We start from the raw sequence: 17579 nt of genomic DNA on the forward strand, positions 1-17579 counted from the left end.
CGTAATTGGAACACAACCTGACCAGATCAGCGAACGAGACAAAGTTCGCTAAACACCCCTAAACCGGGCGTTTTCGCCCATAACGCCACATGCTGTTTAGGCTGGCCGGAACGAGTCCCGCTCGGCCGGAGCCGCGTGCTTGATCATCAGGTGGCGGGTCACGGAGTACTCCTGAACCGCCTCCTGGCTCATGTCCTTGCCGAACCCGCTGCCCTTGACGCCGCCGTGCGGAGCCTCGCTGGCGATCGGCAGATGATCATTCACCCACGTCACTCCGACGTCCAGACGGTGCGAGACGCGCATGGCCCTGGCCACGTCGCGCGACCAGACCGAGGAGGCCAGGCCGTAACGGGTGTCGTTGGCGAGCCTGACTGCCTCGTCCTCGTCGTCGAAGGGCAGCACCACAAGGACAGGGCCGAAAAGCTCGCCCTGCACGACCTCGCTGTCCTGCCGCGGGCCCGCGATGAGGGTGGGCGGGTAGAAGAAGCCGGGCGCGTCGATCGGGTTGCCGCCGAAGACCACCTCGCCCCCCGAGTCGGCGGCCGCGCGGGAGACGAAGCCGTGCACCCTGTCGCGGTGCGCGGCCGAGATCAGCGGCCCGATGTCCGTTGTGGGGCTCCACGGGTCGCCGACCTTGATCTCGGAAAGGGTAGCGCGGATGGCTTCCACCGCGTCCCCGTACACCTGGCGGGCGACGTAGACCCTCGTGGCCGCGGTGCAGTCCTGGCCGGTGTTGTAGGTCGCGCCCATGGCCACGCCGTGCGCGGTCTCGGCCAGGTCGGCGTCCTCGAAGACCAGGGCGGGCGCCTTGCCGCCGAGCTCCAGGTGCACGCGCTTGAGCGTGCGCGCCGCGCCCGCCATGACAGCGCGGCCCGTCTCCGTGGAGCCCGTGACGCTCACCATGTCCACGCCAGGGTCGGTCACCAGCGCCTCGCCCACCTCGGCGTCGCCGGTCACGACCTGCACCAGGTGCTCAGGCCCGCCCGCCTTGGCGATCAGCTCGGCCAGCCGGATGGTGGTGCGCGGCGTCTGCGGCGCGGGCTTGATGACCACGGCGTTGCCCGCGGCCAGCGCGGGGCCGAGCTTCCACACCGCCATGACGAAGGGGAAGTTCCACGGCGCGATCGAGCCCACGACCCCGACCGGGCGGCGCAGCAGCACCGAGGTGTAGCCGGCGCTGAACACCCCCGCCCCGCTGCCTTCGAGCGAGCGCGCGGCGCCGGCGAAGAAGCGCAGGTTGTCGGCGGCGAAGGGCAGCTCGCCGTCCCTGAAGACGGCCGCGGGCTTGCCCGTCTCCTCCACCTCGAGCCTGGTCAGCTCCTCGGCGTCGGCCTCCACCAGATCGGCCAGGCGCAGCAGCACGCGAGCGCGCTCGGCGGGGGTGGCCTGCGACCACTCCTCGAAGGCCTTCCTCGCCCGCCGTACGGCGTGCGCCACCTCTTGGACGGGCGTGTCGGGCACCTCGGCGAACGGCCGGCCGGTGGCCGGGTTGATCAGTTGACGCATCGTGTCTTCCCTTGGAAACGATCAGGTCGGTCGCCCGCCGTGACGGCCGGAGACCACGACTGAGGGGAACGCGCGGCGGCGTCCCCCTCAGGCGCTCTGTCAGACGTGGCTCACTTGCCGAGCTGCTCGATCAGGTCGGCGGCCTTGCGCAGGCCGTCGCGGCGGCGGATCTTCTCGCCCTCCGCGGCCAGCTTGGCGCGCAGCTCGGCGTCGCCGAGCAGGCGGTCGAGGGCGCCCTTGAGCTCCTCGTCGGTGAAGGTGTAGGTGGACAGCCGCACGCCGTAGCCGAGCTCGGCCACGCGCTGGGCGTTGTCGTACTGGTCCCAGAACAGCGGCAGCAGGATCATCGGCTTGCCGAAGTGCAGCGCCTCGGTGGTGGTGTTGTTGCCGCCGTGGGTGATGACCAGGTCCACCTGCGGGATGATCTTCGTCTGCGGCAGGAACTCCGCGCCCCACATGTTGTCGGCGAGCTTGATCTCCTCGTGCAGCGGGCCCTTGGAGACGATGAACCGGTGCGGCGTGGTGGCGAGCACGTCGATGACGCGCTGCATGAGCTCCACGTCCGCCGAGCCGAGCGAGCCGAGCGAGAAGTAGACCAGCGCGCCGCCGTCGCGCTCGATGGGGAGCGCGAAGTCCTCGTCGGTCTCGCGGACGGAGGAGTCGAGGCGGTGCCAGCTCGGGCCCAGCGGGCGGGCGTCGGTGTAGTCGAGCAGCTCGGGGTAGACGTAGAGGTTCAGGTCGCCCTCGTGGATGAAGTCGAGGTCGGGCAGCGGCCGGGTGCCCTGCTCGACGCACCACTCGTTGAAGGCGGTCCAGATCTCGCGGTGGGTGCGGTCGTACTCGGCCCGGAAGGCGTCCCACTCGGTGCGGTCGTCGGCGGGCAGGCCGGAGAAGACCGGCGCGATCGCCTCTCCGCGCACCTCGAGCGGGTTGCAGGAGACGATCCTGACGAACTTCTTGCCCGAGGTCAGCAGCGCGGGGAAGGTGATGACGTTGTCCTCGACGATGATGTCCGGCTGAACCCGCTCGATGATCGCCTTGAGCTGCGGCTCGCAGTACTTGACGCCGTCGATCAGCGCGTCCCAGATCGGCTTGGTGACGGTCTCGAGCTGCTCCTGCGTGCTCTTGCGGTACTCGGGCGCGGTGTCGCGGATGAAGTCCTTCCAGAACTGGCCGGGGTCCTGCTCCTCGGACTCCTCAGCGGGCGCAGCCAGGTCGACCAGGTCCTCCTCGAAGCCGAGCGCCTCGAGCTTGCCCTTCCACGACGCCTCGGCGGCGAAGACCACCCGGTGGCCCCTGCGGCGCAGGATGTCGCCGATGCCGATGCTGTTGTTCGTGGGCCCGTACGCGCTCTCGGGCATGAACAGAATGGTGAGAGACATGATCAACTCCGGGGGGAACGCTCAGTTGAATTTCGATTCAAATACTTGTCTAGCGGGATGGTCAACTTCAAGGCAGTATGTGCCCGAATGACCTTAATGACGTCACAGGAAGGGGGGTGCTGGTGACCGCGCGCAAGAGTCGCTCGGACCGGCGGATCGACCTCATTGAGGCGGCCCGGCGGGCCATCGTCCGCCACGGCATCGACGGAGTGCAGCTCGCGCACGTGGCCGAAGAGGCCGGACTGACCTCGGGCGCGGTGCTCTACCACTACCCCGACCTCAGCGAGCTGCTGGTCGAGGCGCATCACGCCAGCGTGGAGCGCTTCTACGAGCAGCGCATGCGGCAGATCTCCGCCGTCACCGACCCCGCGCGCAAGCTGGTCCTGACGATCCGCTCCGGCCTGCCCACCGGGCCGCTCGACCCGGACGTGCGGCTGCTGAACGAGCTGGGCGGGGCCGCAGGCCGCAACAGGATCTACGGCCTGCTGCTGACCACCCTGTTCGACCGCCAGGTGTCGATGTACCAGGCGGTCCTGGACACCGGGACGGCGCTCGGCGTGTTCACCCCGAGCACCGACTCCCTGACGATCGCGCGCAACCTGGTGGCTCTCGAGGACGCCTACGGCTACCGCATCACGGCCAGGCACCCCCTCATCGGCCCCGAGGAGGCCGTTGAGCTGATACTCAGCTACGCCCGGGCGGCCACGGGCTGCGACCTGGCTCCCCACTGACTCAGCCTTCCTGGATCAGCACCGCGTCGTGGGCGTCCCAGCCGAGCCTGACCTGGGCGCCCGCCTCGACCTTCGCGGCGCCCTGCTGGGCCACGAGAACGGGTTTGTCCCTGCCCTCCACGGTGACCGCGATGTGCGAGATGCCGCCGTAGAAGCTCACGTCCAGCACGGTGCCGAGCAGGCCGCGATCGGCCAGCCGCACGTTCTCCGGCCGTACGGCCAGCAGCGCCTTGACGCCCGCGAGCTCGGTCCCCTCACCCGGCAGGACGCCGAGGTCGGGCACGTCGAGGCCGCCGGGCACGGCCGTGCCCTCGAAGAGGTTGTTGGCGCCGACGAAGTCGGCCACGAACGGCGTGCGGGGCCGCTCGTACAGCTCGACGGGCTCGTCGACCTGCCGCACCCGGCCGGACTCGAAGACCGCGATGCGGTCGGCGAGCGACATCGCCTCCTCCTGGTCGTGGGTCACCACGACGAAGGTGATGCCGACCTCGTTCTGCAGCCGCTTGAGCTCCAGCTGCATGCCCGCGCGGACCTTCTTGTCCAGTGCCGACAGCGGCTCGTCGAGCAGCAGCAGCCGGGGGCGCTTGACGATCGCCCTGGCCAGGGCGACACGCTGGCGCTGGCCGCCGGACAGCTGGCCGGGCTTGCGGCTCGCCATCTCGCCCAGGCCGATGGTCTCCAGCACCTCGCCGACCCGCTGCTTGATCTCGGCCTTGCCGACCTTCTCCTGCTCCAGGCCGTAGGCGATGTTCTTGGCCACGGTCATGTGCGGGAACAGCGCGTAGGACTGGAACATCAGGTTGATCGGCCGCCGGTTCGGCGCCATCGACAGCAGGTCCTCGCCGTCGAGGGTGACCGTGCCTTCGTCCGGCGTCTCGAAGCCGGCCAGGATGCGCAGCAGCGTGGTCTTGCCGCAGCCCGAGGGGCCGAGCAGGGCGAAGAACTCGCCCTGCTCGATCTCCAGCGAGACGTTGTCGAGGGCGGTGACGTCTCCGAACCTGCGGGTGACGCCATCAATCTTGAGCACGAATCTCCCCGATCTTCGTCATGCGCTGAGCGACGATCACCACGGTGAAGCTCACCAGCAGCAGGATCGACGCGAGCGCGTTGATCTCCGGGGTCACCCCGAACCTGACCATTGAGTAGATGACGATCGGCAGCGTCGGCTCGGTCGGCGCCGCCGTGAAGAACGCGATGACGAACTCGTCGATCGACAGGGTGAAGGCCAGCAGCGCGCCCGCGACGATGCCGGGCGCGAGCTGCGGTAGCGTCACCCTGACGAAGGTGGTGACGGGTCCCGCCCCGAGGTCGCGTGAGGCCTCCTCCAGCGAGGAGTCGGCGTGGGTGAGCCTGGTGCGCACGACGGCGGCGACGAAGGCCATGCCGAACAACGCGTGCGACAGGATCACCGAGTGCAGACCAAGGCTGAACTTGACCACGTCGTAGAAGACCAGCAGGCCGATGGCCAGCACCAGGTCCGGCAGGATCGCGGGCATCAGCCCGAGCGCGTCGAGCAGCTTGGACCTGGTGTGCCTGGCCAGCCCCACCGCCAGCAGCGTGCCGAGCACGGTGGCGAGCACGGTCGAGGCCGCCGCCACGATCAGCGTGTTGACCAGGCCCTGCATGATCTTGTCGTCCTCGGCGAGCACGCCGTACCACTTGAGGCTGAAGCCCTCGTAGACGTACGGCGAACGGCCCGCGTTGAAGGACATCACCACGAGCACCAGGATCGGCGCGTACAGGAAGACGTAGGTCAGCCAGAACGGCACGTAGAGGAAGCGCGGCTTACCCACGGCGGCTCACCCACGACTGGATCACCAGCAGCACGACCAGGACCAGGATCACCGCGAGCGACAGCGCGGAGCCGAACGGCCAGTCACGCGACTGCAGGAACTCGGTGCGGATCAGCGTGCCCACCGTGGCCGAGCGCCCGCCACCGAGGATCTCGGGGATGACGAAGTTGCCGAAGCTCGGCACGAAGACGAACACGCAGCCGGTCGCCACGCCCGGCAGCGTGAGCGGGAGCGTCACGCGCCTGAAGGTGGTGAAGGCCGAGGCGCCCAGGTTCGCCGAGGCCTCGCGCAACTGCGGGTCGAGCTTCTCGATGGCCGCGTACAGCGGCAGCACCATCAACGGCAGGTAGGAGTAGAGCAGGCCGGTGACCATCGCGCCCTGGTTGTAGAGCAGCTCGAACTGCGTGCCGAGCGCCGAGTTGATCAGGCCGGGGCCGCTCAGCAGGATCGTCCAGGCGTAGACCCTGATGATGAAGTTCGTCCAGAACGGCAGCACGATCGCGACCAGCGCGATCGTCTTCCACGTCCGCGGCAGCCGCGCGATCAGGTACGCCGTGGGGTAGCCGAGCAGGAGCGCGAACACCGTCGTCAGCGTGGCCAGCTTGATGGACACCAGGACCACGTTGAGGTAAAGCGGGTCGAGCAGTCTGCTGAAGTTCTCCGTCGTGAACTCGTAGACGATCCCGCCGAAGCGGCCGCGCCTGAAGACGGTGTAGCTGAGGATCAGTGCGAGAGGGGCCAGCAGCAGCACCGCCAGGTAGGCGACGCCGGGGCCCAGGAAGACGAACGCGCCCAGCCGGCGCCCCCACCCAGGGGACACCGGCCGGGTCTTGCCAACAGATTTCACGGCTTACTTGACTTTCACGGCCTACTGGGCCTTGACCTCGGTCGACAGGCGGGTGTACTTGGTCGCCGCCTCGCCCAGGTCGATGATCGACTCGCCCTGCAGCAGCTCCGCGGGAGAGGTGCCGAGCAGCGATCCCTCGGCGACCTGGACCTTGTCCATGGCGGCCTTGTTCGGGACCTTGTAGTTGATGTTCTCGGCCGCCCAGCGGTGGATCTCGGGGTCGAGGATGTAGTTGATCAGGGCGTGCGCGGCCTCCTTGTTCTTGGAGGACTTCATGATCACCATGGTGTCCACCCAGAGGTCGCTGCCCTCCTTCGGGACCGCGAACTTGATGTTCTTCTTCTCGTCCGTGGTGGGGCACCAGCCGTCCCACGCCTCGACCATGATCGCCTCGCCGGTCCTCAGCTTCTCGCCGAAGGTGACGTCGTCGTAGCCAAGCAGGTGCGGCTTGGCCGCGACGAGGAGCTCCTTCGCCTTGGCGATCTCCTCGTCCTTGTCGGTGTTGACCGAGTAGCCGAGCGACTTGAGGGCGGGCAGCGCCAGCCAGCGCTCGGTGGTCATCATCGTGACCTTCTTCTCGGCCCACGCCGGCGGGGTCAGGATGTCCTTCCAGCTGGTCGGCTCGGCCTTCACCAGGTCGCTGCGGTAGCAGATGCCCGTCGTGCCCCAGGTGTAGGGCACGGAGATCTTGTTGCCCTTGTCGTAGGACAGCTGCGTGGCCTCGGGGTAGAGGTTGCTCAGGTTCGGGATCAGCTCGGGGTGGATCGGCTCCAGCAGGCCCGCGGCGGCCAGCGCCTGGGCGTACTGTCCCGAGACGAAGGCGACGTCGATCTGCGCGCCGCCCTGGCCGGTCAGCTTCGTCATCGCCGTCTCGTTGGTGTCGTGCTCGACGATCTTCACGTCGGCGACACCGAGCTTCGCCTTGGCCTTCTCCGGCAGCTCCTTGGGCGTGTAGCCGGGCCAGACGGTCACCGTGAGGCTCTGCTTGGACAGGTCCGCCTTCGCATTCAGCTGCGCGGCGGCGCTCGGTGCCGGGTTGGCGCTGTCGGTCGACGACTCGCCGCCACACGCCGCTACGGCGAGCGCGAGTCCGGCCGCCGCGACGACGGCCGGAAAACGACGGGTGTACCGGATACGGGACACGGCCGCTACTCCTTCTGGATTCAGATGTACGAGGGGTCTCGCGACCAACCGGGCACTGCAGACCAAAGCAGGAGTGTTGCAGCCGACATCAACATGAGCAAGACTTTTCCGGACATTGTCACCAGGAAGTTTGATGTACGTGTTGAATCACGATTCAATTTGGCGACGATTGCCGGCTCACGGTAAGAGTCACGTTACCGATCAGGACGGCGTCGTGACCAGTTCCGCTCTGCCGGGAACCGGTGCTCCGAGGGCGGGCGAAGGTCTCACGGCGGCGTTCCTGGCGGCGCTGTCGGAACCGGTGCCCGCGCCCTTCGCGGTCCGCCACTACCTGCCCATGCCCGCTCCGTACGGCCCCGCCGAGGGGCCCGTCCCCACGGACCCGTGGGCCGAGCGCGGCATCGACGTCGACCAGACCAACCACTCGGTGGTGGTCGGCGAGCGGATCGTGGTGAAGTGGCTGGCCGAGCCCGCGCCGCTGCCCCATCCGACGCTGGCCGCGTTCGCGCACCTGACCGAGACGGGCTTCGCGTACACCGCGCCGCCGTACGCGGCGCTCACCAGGGTCGGCCCCTCGGGAGATGAGACGCTGCTCGCCCTGGTGACCGGCTACCTGCCCGAGGCGAGCGACGGGTGGGAGTGGTGCGTGGACGAGGCGGAGGCGGGCCGTACCGGCTTCTCGGCCACGCTCGGCCGCCTGGCCGCCGACCTGCACCTGTCCCTGGCGACGTTCCCCAAGGGTGCTCTTTCCCCGTCTCACCGCCGGTCCGAGCTGGACAGGGCGGCCGCGGCGCTGGAGGAGGCGCTCGGACTCACCGACGGCGAGGACGGCGCCTGGCTGCGCTCCCGCGAGCCCGCGCTTCGGGCCGGGCTCGCTCCCCTCGCGGCCCCTGTCACGACCCCGCGGATCCGCATCCACGGCGACTTCCACGTGGGCCAGATCCTCCGGTGGCGCGACGGATACGCGGTGATCGACTTCGACGGCAATCCGACCGTCGCCGAGGCCGACCCCTACCAGCCCGCCGCCCGCGACGTCGCCCAGCTCACCACCAGCCTGGAACACGTCGCCCAGGTGGCCGTCAAGCGGCGGGGCACCGACCCCTCCGCCGCCGCCGCGTGGGCGGCCGGCGCGCGCGCCGGCCTCCTCGCCGCCTACCGCCTGCGCCTCGCGGAGGCCGGCAGGCCCGACCTGCTGGACGACCGCCTGCTCGGCCCGTTCGAGATCGAGCAGGAGTGCCGCGAGCTGATCTACTCCGCGCGCCACCTGCCCCGCTGGCGCTACGCCCCCATGGGCGTCCTGCGCACCCGCTTCACCGAGGAGAACCATTGAACCCCGAGCTGTTCCACGCCGACCTGGAGGCCAAGCCCTCCGCCCTCGCCGACCTGGCCGCGTGGCTGGAGAAGGAGCCGCTGTCGCTGCCCGAGGGGCTCAGGCGCGTGGTGTTCCTCGGCATGGGCAGCTCCCGCTACGCCGCCGGCGTCGCCGCGCTCCGCCTGCGCGCCAGGGGCTTCGACGCCTACGCCGAGTACGGCTCGGCCGCCGCCACCTTCCCCGCGGGGCCCCAGACGCTCGTCGTGCCGATCTCGGCGACGGGCGGCAGCAGGGAGACCCTCGACGCCCTCGCCCGCTACGCCGGAGGCGCCTCCCCCGTCGTCGCCCTCACCAACGTCGAAGGCTCGAAGATCACCGAGACGGCCGACCAGGTCATCCCGATGCTGGCGGGAGAGGAGCGGGGCGGCGTCGCCTGCCGTACCTTCCAGCACACGCTGATCCTCCTGCTCGCGCTGGAGTCGCGCCTCACCGGCGTGGCCCGTGACATCCCCGACCTGGTACGGCGCGCCGCCGAGGCCACCTCCGACCTGCTCGACCGCAGGGACGACTGGCTGCCCACCGCGCTGGAGCTGCTCGAAGGGCCGCACGGGGTCTACGCGATCGCGCCGGCCGAGCGGATGTCGTCGGCCGAGCAGTCCGCGCTGATGGTCCGCGAGGGTCCGCGCAGGCCGGCGGACGCGTGCGAGAGCGGCGACTGGTCGCACGTGGACGTCTACCTGACCAAAACCCTCGACTACCGCGCCCTGCTGTTCCCCGGGTCGCTCTACGACGAGCAGGCCATGGACTGGGTACGGCAGCGCGGCTCCACCGTCCTCACGGTGGGCGGGCACGTGGAGGGCGAGCGCGCCTCGATCCGCTACCGGCACGACGACGACCCCGACGTCGCGCTGCTGACCGAGACCCTCGTCGCCGAGCTCGTCGCCGCCCACTGGTGGCGCGCCTCGGCGTGACGCCGGACCCGGAAGACGGCCGCCCCCCGAGAGGCCCGGAGGGGCCCTCGGGTGAGGCAGGGACAGTAGGTGGGGCGGGTCAGTAGGTGGGGCCGTAGGAGGAGCGGACGGTCAGGGCGTGCTCGACGAGTGTGATGAGCGTGCTCTTGACCGCGTCGCGGGAGCGCGCGTCCGTCTTCACGATCGGCACGTGGGGTCCGAGCGTCAGCGCGTCCCTCACCTGGTTCTCCACGTGCGGGAAGTGCCCGTTCCAGCCGTTGAGCCCGACCACGAAGGGCAGCTTCGCCTCCTCGAAGTAGTCGATCGCGGGGAAGGAGTCGGCCAGCCGCCGCGTGTCCACCAGGACGATCGCGCCGATCGCGCCGCGCACCAGGTCGTCCCACATGAACCAGAACCGGTGCTGGCCGGGGGTCCCGAACAGGTAGAGGATCAGGTCGCGGTCCAGCGACACCCTGCCGAAGTCCATGGCCACCGTGGTGGTGGTCTTGTCAGGGGTGAGGCTGAGGTCGTCGACGCCCGCCGAGGCGTTGGTCATGACGGCCTCCGTGGTGAGCGGAAGGATCTCCGACACCGCGCCCACGAACGTCGTCTTGCCCACACCGAACCCGCCCGCCACGACGATCTTCGTCGAGGTCAGGCCGCTAGAGCCTGCGAAGTCCACTTAGCACCCTTTCCAGCAGGTTCCTGTTCGGCATGCCCGCGTCCAGCTGCGGCTGGTAGATCCGCACCAGACCCTCCGCCTCCATGTCCGCGATCAGCACCCTGGCCACGCCCAGCGGGATGGCCAGCAGCGCCGACACCTCGGCGACCGACCTGATCTGCCGACACAGCTCGCTGATCGCGCGGTATTCACGGGTGTGGTTCATGCCGAGCTGCGCCGAGGTGGCCGAGGAGACCAGCGCCTCCATGGCCAGGTTGGTGCGCGGCGCGGTGCGCCCGCCGGTGAGCGAGTACATCCGCACCAGCGAGCTGCGTTCCTCCTCGGGAGGGCTGGGGGCAGGGTCGTAGCCCGACGCCGGCCGGCCGTACCCCCTGCCGTAGTCCGGCGGCGGCCCGTAGGGAGGGCCGTCATTCCACGAAGCCACGATCGTCTCCCATCACCAGGGGCGCGCGGATGACAGTTCCGCCCGTACGGCAGGCGTGAGCACCTGGCCCGCCCTCTCGACCAGAACCGTCATCTGGTAGGCGACCAGTCCCATGTCGCATTCTGGAGCGGCCAGCACGGCGAGGCAGGACCCGTCGCTGATGGACATCACGAGCATCAGCCCTCCCTGCATCTCCACGACGGTCTGGTTGACCCGGCCGCCCTCGAAGACCCTGGAGGCGCCCTGGACCAGGCTGATCAGCCCGGCGGCCACGGCGGCGAGCTGGTCGGCACGGTCCTTGGGGAACCCCCTCGAGAACGCCATCGGCAGCCCGTCGGCGGAGACGACCACGGCGTGCGCGACGCCCGGCACCTCCTCGACGAAGCCGCTGACCAGCCAGTCGACATCCCTGGCGGCCTGGCTCAACTCCTTCACCGCTGCTCCTCTTCCTCGTGCGCGTTCCCGAGCTCGGCGCGGCCCTTCCGCACACCCTGCTGGTAGCTGGCCAGCCTGCTCCTGATCCGGTCAGGCGAGACGGGTGGCATCGGCTGCGCGGGAGCCTGGGACTGCGGGACGGCGGCGGTGCCCGGCACCAGGTTCGCCCTGGGCTTGCGCTTGGGCAGGCCCGAGGTGGTGATGCCGCCGAGGCTGGGGTCGTTGGCCGCGCGGGCCGCCTGCCAGCCCGCGTCGGCGGGCGACGACCAGGGATCCTGCGACGGCGCGGCCTGGTGGGCGGCCTGAGGAGCGGACTGGGCGGGCGGCGACTCCGCGGGTCGCGCCTCGGCCGGCCGCGCCACCGCCGGCCTGCTCGGCGCGGACCCGGTGTCGAGTGAGGGTGCGTCGAGGCTGTCGGCCAACTGCTCGGGGCGCTTGAACCAGCTCGACTCCACCGCCGCGAAGATCGGCAGGTACTCCTCGTCACCGGTGTCGAGCGAGGAGGTCTCCACCCTGGGCAGCGGCCTGGTCGCGTCGGGGTACTCGTGCCTGCCCTGCGCGTCGAGGGAGTCGTGCGGGCGCCGGTCGAGCGTGCCGTACGAGTCGGGGCCCTGGGAGCCGCCCAGGCCGGGCATCTCGCGGAAGCCCAGCGGCTGGCCGCTGTCCGAGGACCGTCCTCCTCGCCTGGGCAGCCCGTTGGAGGTGAAGTCGGACAGGTCGGCCGAGGGCGCGTCGTTGGTGCCGAACCAGTCGACGGGCGGGGAGTCGAACACCGGCGCGCTCGCCGGCGACGGCCTCAGGTCGTCGAGCGGGGGGCTCTCGTACGACATCGGCCCCGCCTGCGGCGGCACCATCGATGGAGGCGGGATCATCGGATGCTGCGCGGCGGGCGGCTCGGGCGGCATGGCGTGCAGGGGCGGCATGCCGTGCTGGGACGGGAGGGCGTGCGCGGGCGGCTGGCCGGGGATGGCGGCCAGCAGGCTTTCGGGGATGAGCACCATCGCGGTGAGGCCGCCCATGTCCTGCCGGCGCAACTGCACGCGGATGTGGTGCCTGAGCGCCAGGCGGCCGACCACGAACAGGCCCATGCGCCGCGACACCGACACGTCCACGACCGGCGGGTTGGCCAGCCGCCAGTTGGCCTGGGAGATCTCCTCCGGGGTCATCCCGATGCCGTGGTCGGTCACCGCGATCATGACGCCGCCGCCGTCGATGCGGCTGCTCGAGATGGTCACCTTGGTGTCGCTCGAGGAGAACGACACCGCGTTCTCCACCAGCTCGGCGAGCAGGTGGACGGTGTCGCTGACGGCCTGGCCCGCGATGGCGACCTCGGAGGCCGCCTGCATGACCACCCTGTCGTAGCTCTCGACCTCGCCGAGGGCCGCGCGCACGATGTCCATCAGCTCGACGGGCTGGGTCCACTTGCGCGAGGCGTCCTGCCCTGCGAGGACCAGGAGGTTCTCGCTGTTGCGGCGCATGCGGGTGGCCAGGTGGTCGAGCCTGAACAGGTCGCCGAGGCGGGTGTCGTCCCGCTCGCCGCGTTCGAGGCGCTCGATCAGCGTGAGCTGGCGCTCGACGAGGGTCTGGCTGCGGCGCGAGAGGTTGACGAACATCGCGTTGACGTTGGCGCGCAGCTTGGACTCCTCGCCCGCCAGCCGTACGGCCTCGCGGTGGACCTCGTCGAAGGCCCGCGCCACCTCACCGACCTCGTCCCGCGAGAAGACCCCGATGGGGGTGACCTCCGGGGTGACGGCGCCGTCACGCGACTCGCGCAGACGCTGGACGAACCCGGGAAGCCGCTCACCCGCGATGTCGAGCGCCTCACTGCGCAGCCTGCGCAGCGGGCGGACGAGTGAGCGAGCCACCCCTGTCGTGATGAGCAGTACGGCCAGCAGCAGGGCCGCGACGGCGCCCGCCACCAGGTAGGCGCGCTGCTTCTCGGCGGCGGCCAGGTCGCTGCTGCGCAGGACGATCGCCGCCGCGTGCCGCTCCTCCACCGAGCGCATGGACTCGACGATGACGGTGGAGGCCTCGAACCACTCGCGCGCGTCGTCGCGCTTGCTGAGGTCGAGGCCCTTGAGCGGGGCTCCCGTGTCGGCCCTGTTGAGGACCAGCTCGAGCAGGAAGCGCGCCCTGTCGGCCTCTCGGCCGTTGACCTTCTCGTCGAACAGCCGGCGTTCGTCGGCGGTGGCTTCGGCGGCGAAGGCCTTGCGCTCGCTGCCCTCACGGGACCGCTCGCCGAGGAGGGTCTTGAGCTGGTCCTGCTCGAACCTGCCGACGACCAGCACGGTGGTGAGCAGGGCCTGCTGCAGCGAGACGCTCTCCTTCGCGCGGGCGAGCGCGTCGAGCGTCACCGACTGGCGCGTCAGATCCTCGTCCTCGCCGTTCTTGCCGAGCTCGTCGTTGAGCGCGAGCAGGTCGGCGATGACGGTGGTATAGGCGTCGAGGGCGGCGCCGGGCAGGAGATCGGAGTCGAGGGCCTGGTCGCGCAGCGCGGCGAGGTCCTCCAGGCGGGTCAGTACGGTGGCGACCTCGTCGCCCGTGCGGCCCGTGATGTCGGAGCCGAGGACGGCGGCGCCCTGCCGTACCTTTTCGGCCTCCGCGTCGACCCTGCTCATCTGGCCGCGGACGTCGGCGAGGCCGCGCTCGGGTCGGCCGAGGGCGATGTACCAGGCGGTGCGGGCGCGTTCGGCGCCGAGTTCGTGGGTGAGGCCGCCGACGCGTTCGGCGAGCTTGGCCAGCTGGTTGGCGCGGTCGTAGTCGGCGGCCGCACTGGTGGAGGCGACCACCTGGAAGCCGCCGAGAAGGACGGCAGCGGCGGTAGGCACGAGGATGAGCGCGACTAATCGCGCGCGCACCCGCCAGTTGCGCAGCCGCCATCCGCCGTGCTCGGCGGCCTTGGCACTGGTTCTTCTACTCACCGAACGCAACCTCAGTTGGGGGGAGAGCCTCCCGTGAGACTCCTGGGAAAATCCAGCAAGTGGGGGTTATTTCAGCACATCAATACCAGAAGACCAAACGAACATAACGCGACAAATCTAGTCCGGGGCGACACAAGCACAGATAACCTGGAGCCCCCAATTTCGGACGCCCATTAATGGATCTTGAGCTAGGAAAATCACCATATATCAGACTCTGTCCGCTTGTGGGGGGTTAGCCCGTTCCAGTTGTAGATCCACTCCGTAACACCCGAGTCTCTGGATGGTCACGACGTTGAGATTCGCGTGATTTAGGCCCTATGTTGAGCCCCGTCGCGCCTACCCTCGACAACTCGGACCGGGCCAACCGCGGGGCCGGCAAGCTTCTGGAGGCAGAAAGTGGCAGCCGGGCAGGACAGTGCGGCCATCGAGGTCAGCGGGCTCTGGAAGATCTTCGGCCCGCGTGCGGACCGCGTGCTGAAAGGCCCTGACAAAGATCTCGACGCGGCCGAACTCCGAGAGAAGACCGGCTGCACCATCGCCGTCAGAGACGTCACGTTCGACGTCAAGCCGGGCGAGATGTTCGTCGTCATGGGCCTGTCGGGAAGCGGCAAATCCACCCTGGTGCGCTGCCTGACCCGCCTCATCGAGCCGACCGCGGGAAGGATCGCCATCGGTGGCCGGGATGTGGGCGCCGCCTCGCCCACCGACCTGCGCGAACTGCGCCGTCACCACGTCAGCATGGTCTTCCAGCACTTCGGCCTGCTGCCGCACCGCCGCGTCATCGACAACGTCGCCTACGGCCTGGAGATCCAGGGCTCGCCCAAACAGCGAAGGCACGAGCGCGCGCGGGAGATCCTCTCCCTCGTCGGCCTCGACGGCCACGCGGACTCCTACCCCGACCAACTGTCGGGCGGCATGCAGCAGCGCGTCGGCCTGGCCAGGGCGCTGGCCGTCGACCCCCAGGTGATGCTGTTCGACGAGCCGTTCAGCGCGCTCGACCCGCTGATCCGCCGCGACATGCAGGCCGAGGTCATCAGGCTGCACCGCGAGGTGGGCAAGACCATGGTCTTCATCACCCATGACCTGTCGGAGGCGCTCAAGCTGGGCCAGCGCATCGCGATCATGCGGGCGGGCTCGATCGTCCAGCTCGGGACGCCCGAGGAGGTCGTGGGCGCGCCCGCCGACGACTACGTGGCCGACTTCGTGCGCGAGGTGCCGCGCAGCCACGTGCTGTCGCTGCGGTGGATCTGCAGGACGCCGGAGCCCGACGAGCACCTCGACGGTCCCGTCCTTCCCGCCGACACGGTCATCAGGGACGCCATCCCCGCGGTGACGGGCTCGGCCAGGCCCATCAGGGTGATGGACGGGGACGAACTGGTGGGCGTGGTCGACCGTGTGGACATCCTGTCGGCCATGGCGCACTCGCCTGCCGAACCGGAGGGGAGGATCCGCGTCCCCGAGCCCACGCCGTCACCCGAGGAGACCGCTCCCCCGCAGACGGACGGGGCCGAGGGCGAGGACATCGGGCCCGTCTCCCAGGCGCGTTCGTGAGCGGCGCCGTCGCCGTCGCGGGCGCGTCGGCGATCCGCCGGCCGCCCCGCTGGGTCGTGCCCGCGACCCTCGTCGCCGCCCTCCTGGTCGGTTACCTCACTCTGAACGGCACCGCCACGCTCCCGCACGACGACGAGGCGGCCACTTTCCTCGCCGTCAACGACGCGCGCGACTGGGTCGACGCCAACAGGAACGACAACCCGCTGTTCCTGTACTTCATCAATTACGTCCGCATCTACCTGGGCCAGCTCTACACCGCCCTGGAGACCGTGCTGTTCGCGCTGGGCTGGCCGGGGCTCATCGGCGTGGTCGGCGGCCTCGCCTGGCTGGCGGGCGGCTGGCGGATCGCGCTGCTCGGCGTGGCGGGCTTCGCCTCCTTCGGCGTGCTGGGAGTCTGGGAGGCCGGTGTCCGCACGCTCGCCCTGGTCCTCGCCTCGGTGCTGGTCGCCCTGCTGATCGGGCTGCCGCTCGGCATCTGGGCCGGCCGGTCGGCGCGGCTGCGCAGGATCATCTCGCCCGTGCTCGACGTCATGCAGATCATGCCGACGTTCGCCTACCTGACGCCGATGGTGCTCTTCTTCGGCATCGGCCCCTCCTCCGCGACCGTCGCCACCCTCATCTACGCGATGCCGGTGGCCATCAAGATCACCGCACTGGGCATCGAGCAGGTCTCCCACACCGCCATCGAGGCCTCGGACTCGATCGGCGCCACCCGCTGGCAGACGCTGCGCAAGGTGCAGCTGCCGATGGCCCGCGAGACCGTCGCGCTGGCGATCAACCAGACCATCATGATGGCGCTGTCGATGGTCGTGATCGCCGCCCTCATCTCGGCTCCAGGGCTCGGCTCCGACATCATCCGCGGGCTGTCGCGGGCCAACGTCGGCTTCATGCTGCCCGCGGGCATCGCGATCGTGATCATGGCGATCGTGCTCGACAGGGCCACGATGGCGGCCGCCCGCCAGACCGTCACGGGCCCGATCAGGTACGCGGTCGCGGGCGCGCTCGCCGTGGGCGGCCTGGCGCTGTCCTTCGTCCTGCCCGCCGCCTTCCCCGAGGAATGGGTGCTGCCCATCGGCGGGCCCGTCAACGACGTGGTGGAGTGGGCCAAGTTCAGCTGGTACGACGTGACCGAGGCGATCAAGAACGTCACCTCCGCGGTCCTGCTGAACCCGCTGCAGGACGTCCTGACCTCCACCCCGTGGTGGCTGGTGGCCGCCGCCGTACTGGCGCTGGCCTGGTGGGCGAGCGGGCCGAGGCCCGCCCTGATCGCGCTGACCTGCCTGCTGGCGCTGGCGCTGCTCGGACTGTGGGAGCACAGCATGGCCACGCTCACCACCGTGCTGGTCGCGGCCGCCGTCGCCCTGCTGCTCGGCCTCGTGCTCGGAGTGGCCGCCGCGCGCTCCCGCGCCTACTCGGCCGTGCAGCGCCCGCTGCTCGACGCCGCCCAGACGATGCCTTCGGTGGTCTACCTGCTGCCGGCGCTCGCGCTGTTCGGGCCGACCAGGTTCACCGCGATCTTCGCTTCGGTGATCTACGCGGTGCCGCCCGTGGTGCGCCTGGTCGAGGACGGCATCCGCGGCGTCTCCCCCACCTCCGTCGAGGCCGCCCTGTCCGCCGGCTCCACCCGGCGCCAGCTGCTGTGGAAGGTGCAGCTGCCGATGGCGCGCGGGGCCATCCTGCTGGCCGCCAACCAAGGCATCGTGATGACGCTCGCCATGGTCGTCGTCGGCGGCATGGTCGGCGCGGGCGGGCTCGGCTACGACGTCGTCACAGGTTTCTCCCAGCACTCCGACTTCGGCATGGGCTTCGTCGCCGGAGTCGCCACGGTGCTGCTGGGAATCATGCTCGACCGCATCACGCAGGGCGCCGACAGGCGCTCTTCCCCCCACATAAGAGGATGAT

The 17579-nt window shown here is 69.9% G+C and carries 15 protein-coding genes; 5 read left to right on the forward strand and 10 right to left on the reverse strand.

Going from position 1 to position 17579, the window contains the following annotated elements; translation table 11 throughout:
• Positions 1 to 96 precede the first annotated feature (96 nt).
• Positions 97 to 1506, reverse strand: coding sequence for an aminobutyraldehyde dehydrogenase (locus tag AB0B45_RS37400; RefSeq protein WP_358140728.1), 1410 nt, complete (start codon positions 1504 to 1506; stop codon positions 97 to 99).
• 110 nt (positions 1507 to 1616) lie between these two features.
• On the reverse strand, positions 1617 to 2888 hold the full coding sequence (locus tag AB0B45_RS37405; RefSeq protein ID WP_358140731.1) for a glycosyltransferase: 1272 nt from the start codon (positions 2886 to 2888) through the stop codon (positions 1617 to 1619).
• A gap of 122 nt (positions 2889 to 3010) precedes the next feature.
• Here AB0B45_RS37405 and AB0B45_RS37410 point away from each other — a divergent pair, with 122 nt between their 5' ends.
• A complete protein-coding gene (locus AB0B45_RS37410; protein ID WP_358140734.1) occupies positions 3011 to 3619 on the forward strand; it encodes a TetR family transcriptional regulator in 609 nt (202 codons plus the stop codon).
• 1 nt (position 3620) lies between these two features.
• Here AB0B45_RS37410 and AB0B45_RS37415 read toward each other — a convergent pair whose 3' ends face one another.
• The 4 genes from AB0B45_RS37415 to AB0B45_RS37430 are packed head-to-tail and all read right to left on the reverse strand — an operon-like array spanning position 3621 to position 7402.
• On the reverse strand, positions 3621 to 4646 hold the full coding sequence (locus tag AB0B45_RS37415) for an ABC transporter ATP-binding protein (protein ID WP_358140737.1): 1026 nt from the start codon (positions 4644 to 4646) through the stop codon (positions 3621 to 3623).
• Positions 4633 to 5412, reverse strand: a complete 780-nt coding sequence (locus tag AB0B45_RS37420) for an ABC transporter permease (protein ID WP_358140739.1) — start codon at positions 5410 to 5412, stop codon at positions 4633 to 4635. Before AB0B45_RS37420 ends, AB0B45_RS37415 begins: the two co-directional genes overlap by 14 nt.
• Positions 5405 to 6232: an ABC transporter permease gene (locus AB0B45_RS37425; RefSeq protein WP_358140742.1), complete on the reverse strand. Its 828-nt coding sequence runs from the start codon at positions 6230 to 6232 to the stop codon at positions 5405 to 5407. Before AB0B45_RS37425 ends, AB0B45_RS37420 begins: the two co-directional genes overlap by 8 nt.
• Positions 6233 to 6280: 48 nt before the next feature.
• Positions 6281 to 7402 carry a spermidine/putrescine ABC transporter substrate-binding protein gene (locus tag AB0B45_RS37430; RefSeq protein WP_358140745.1) on the reverse strand — a complete coding sequence of 374 codons (1122 nt, stop codon included), beginning with the start codon at positions 7400 to 7402 and terminating at the stop codon, positions 6281 to 6283.
• 214 nt (positions 7403 to 7616) lie between these two features.
• Between AB0B45_RS37430 and AB0B45_RS37435 the strand changes: the two genes are divergently transcribed.
• Positions 7617 to 8732, forward strand: coding sequence for a hypothetical protein (locus AB0B45_RS37435; RefSeq protein WP_358140748.1), 1116 nt, complete (start codon positions 7617 to 7619; stop codon positions 8730 to 8732).
• Positions 8729 to 9685: an SIS domain-containing protein gene (locus AB0B45_RS37440; protein ID WP_358140751.1), complete on the forward strand. Its 957-nt coding sequence runs from the start codon at positions 8729 to 8731 to the stop codon at positions 9683 to 9685. The genes AB0B45_RS37435 and AB0B45_RS37440 overlap by 4 nt, the downstream gene beginning before the upstream one ends.
• Positions 9686 to 9764: 79 nt before the next feature.
• Here AB0B45_RS37440 and AB0B45_RS37445 read toward each other — a convergent pair whose 3' ends face one another.
• From AB0B45_RS37445 to AB0B45_RS37460, 4 genes are all read right to left on the reverse strand, one after another.
• Positions 9765 to 10322, reverse strand: coding sequence for an ATP/GTP-binding protein (locus tag AB0B45_RS37445; RefSeq protein WP_358140930.1), 558 nt, complete (start codon positions 10320 to 10322; stop codon positions 9765 to 9767).
• 4 nt (positions 10323 to 10326) lie between these two features.
• Complete coding sequence (locus tag AB0B45_RS37450) at positions 10327 to 10641, reverse strand: DUF742 domain-containing protein (RefSeq protein ID WP_358140933.1); 315 nt, start codon at positions 10639 to 10641, stop codon at positions 10327 to 10329.
• A gap of 141 nt (positions 10642 to 10782) precedes the next feature.
• Positions 10783 to 11205, reverse strand: a complete 423-nt coding sequence (locus tag AB0B45_RS37455; protein WP_358140754.1) for a roadblock/LC7 domain-containing protein — start codon at positions 11203 to 11205, stop codon at positions 10783 to 10785.
• Positions 11202 to 14126, reverse strand: a complete 2925-nt coding sequence (locus AB0B45_RS37460; RefSeq protein WP_358140757.1) for a nitrate- and nitrite sensing domain-containing protein — start codon at positions 14124 to 14126, stop codon at positions 11202 to 11204. Before AB0B45_RS37460 ends, AB0B45_RS37455 begins: the two co-directional genes overlap by 4 nt.
• Positions 14127 to 14522: 396 nt before the next feature.
• On the opposite strand from AB0B45_RS37460, the gene AB0B45_RS37465 reads away from it, so the two are divergent.
• Positions 14523 to 15677, forward strand: a complete 1155-nt coding sequence (locus AB0B45_RS37465) for a glycine betaine/L-proline ABC transporter ATP-binding protein (RefSeq protein ID WP_358140760.1) — start codon at positions 14523 to 14525, stop codon at positions 15675 to 15677.
• The gene (locus AB0B45_RS37470; RefSeq protein WP_358140763.1) at positions 15674 to 17578 is read left to right on the forward strand and encodes an ABC transporter permease subunit; all 1905 of its coding nucleotides are present in this window, start codon (positions 15674 to 15676) and stop codon (positions 17576 to 17578) included. The genes AB0B45_RS37465 and AB0B45_RS37470 overlap by 4 nt, the downstream gene beginning before the upstream one ends.
• Position 17579: the final 1 nt, after the last annotated feature.

The sequence above is a fragment of the Nonomuraea sp. NPDC049152 genome, from assembly GCF_040648355.1.
Classification (GTDB): Bacteria; Actinomycetota; Actinomycetes; order Streptosporangiales; family Streptosporangiaceae; genus Nonomuraea.

What these genes read in the sequence shown, in the direction of transcription:
- AB0B45_RS37400 (WP_358140728.1), bottom strand. Translation starts at nt 1,506, where the DNA reads ATGCGTCAACTGATCAACCCGGCCACCGGCCGGCCGTTCGCCGAGGTG.
- AB0B45_RS37405 (WP_358140731.1), bottom strand. Translation starts at nt 2,888, where the DNA reads ATGTCTCTCACCATTCTGTTCATGCCCGAGAGCGCGTACGGGCCCACG.
- AB0B45_RS37450 (WP_358140933.1), bottom strand. Translation starts at nt 10,641, where the DNA reads ATGTACTCGCTCACCGGCGGGCGCACCGCGCCGCGCACCAACCTGGCC.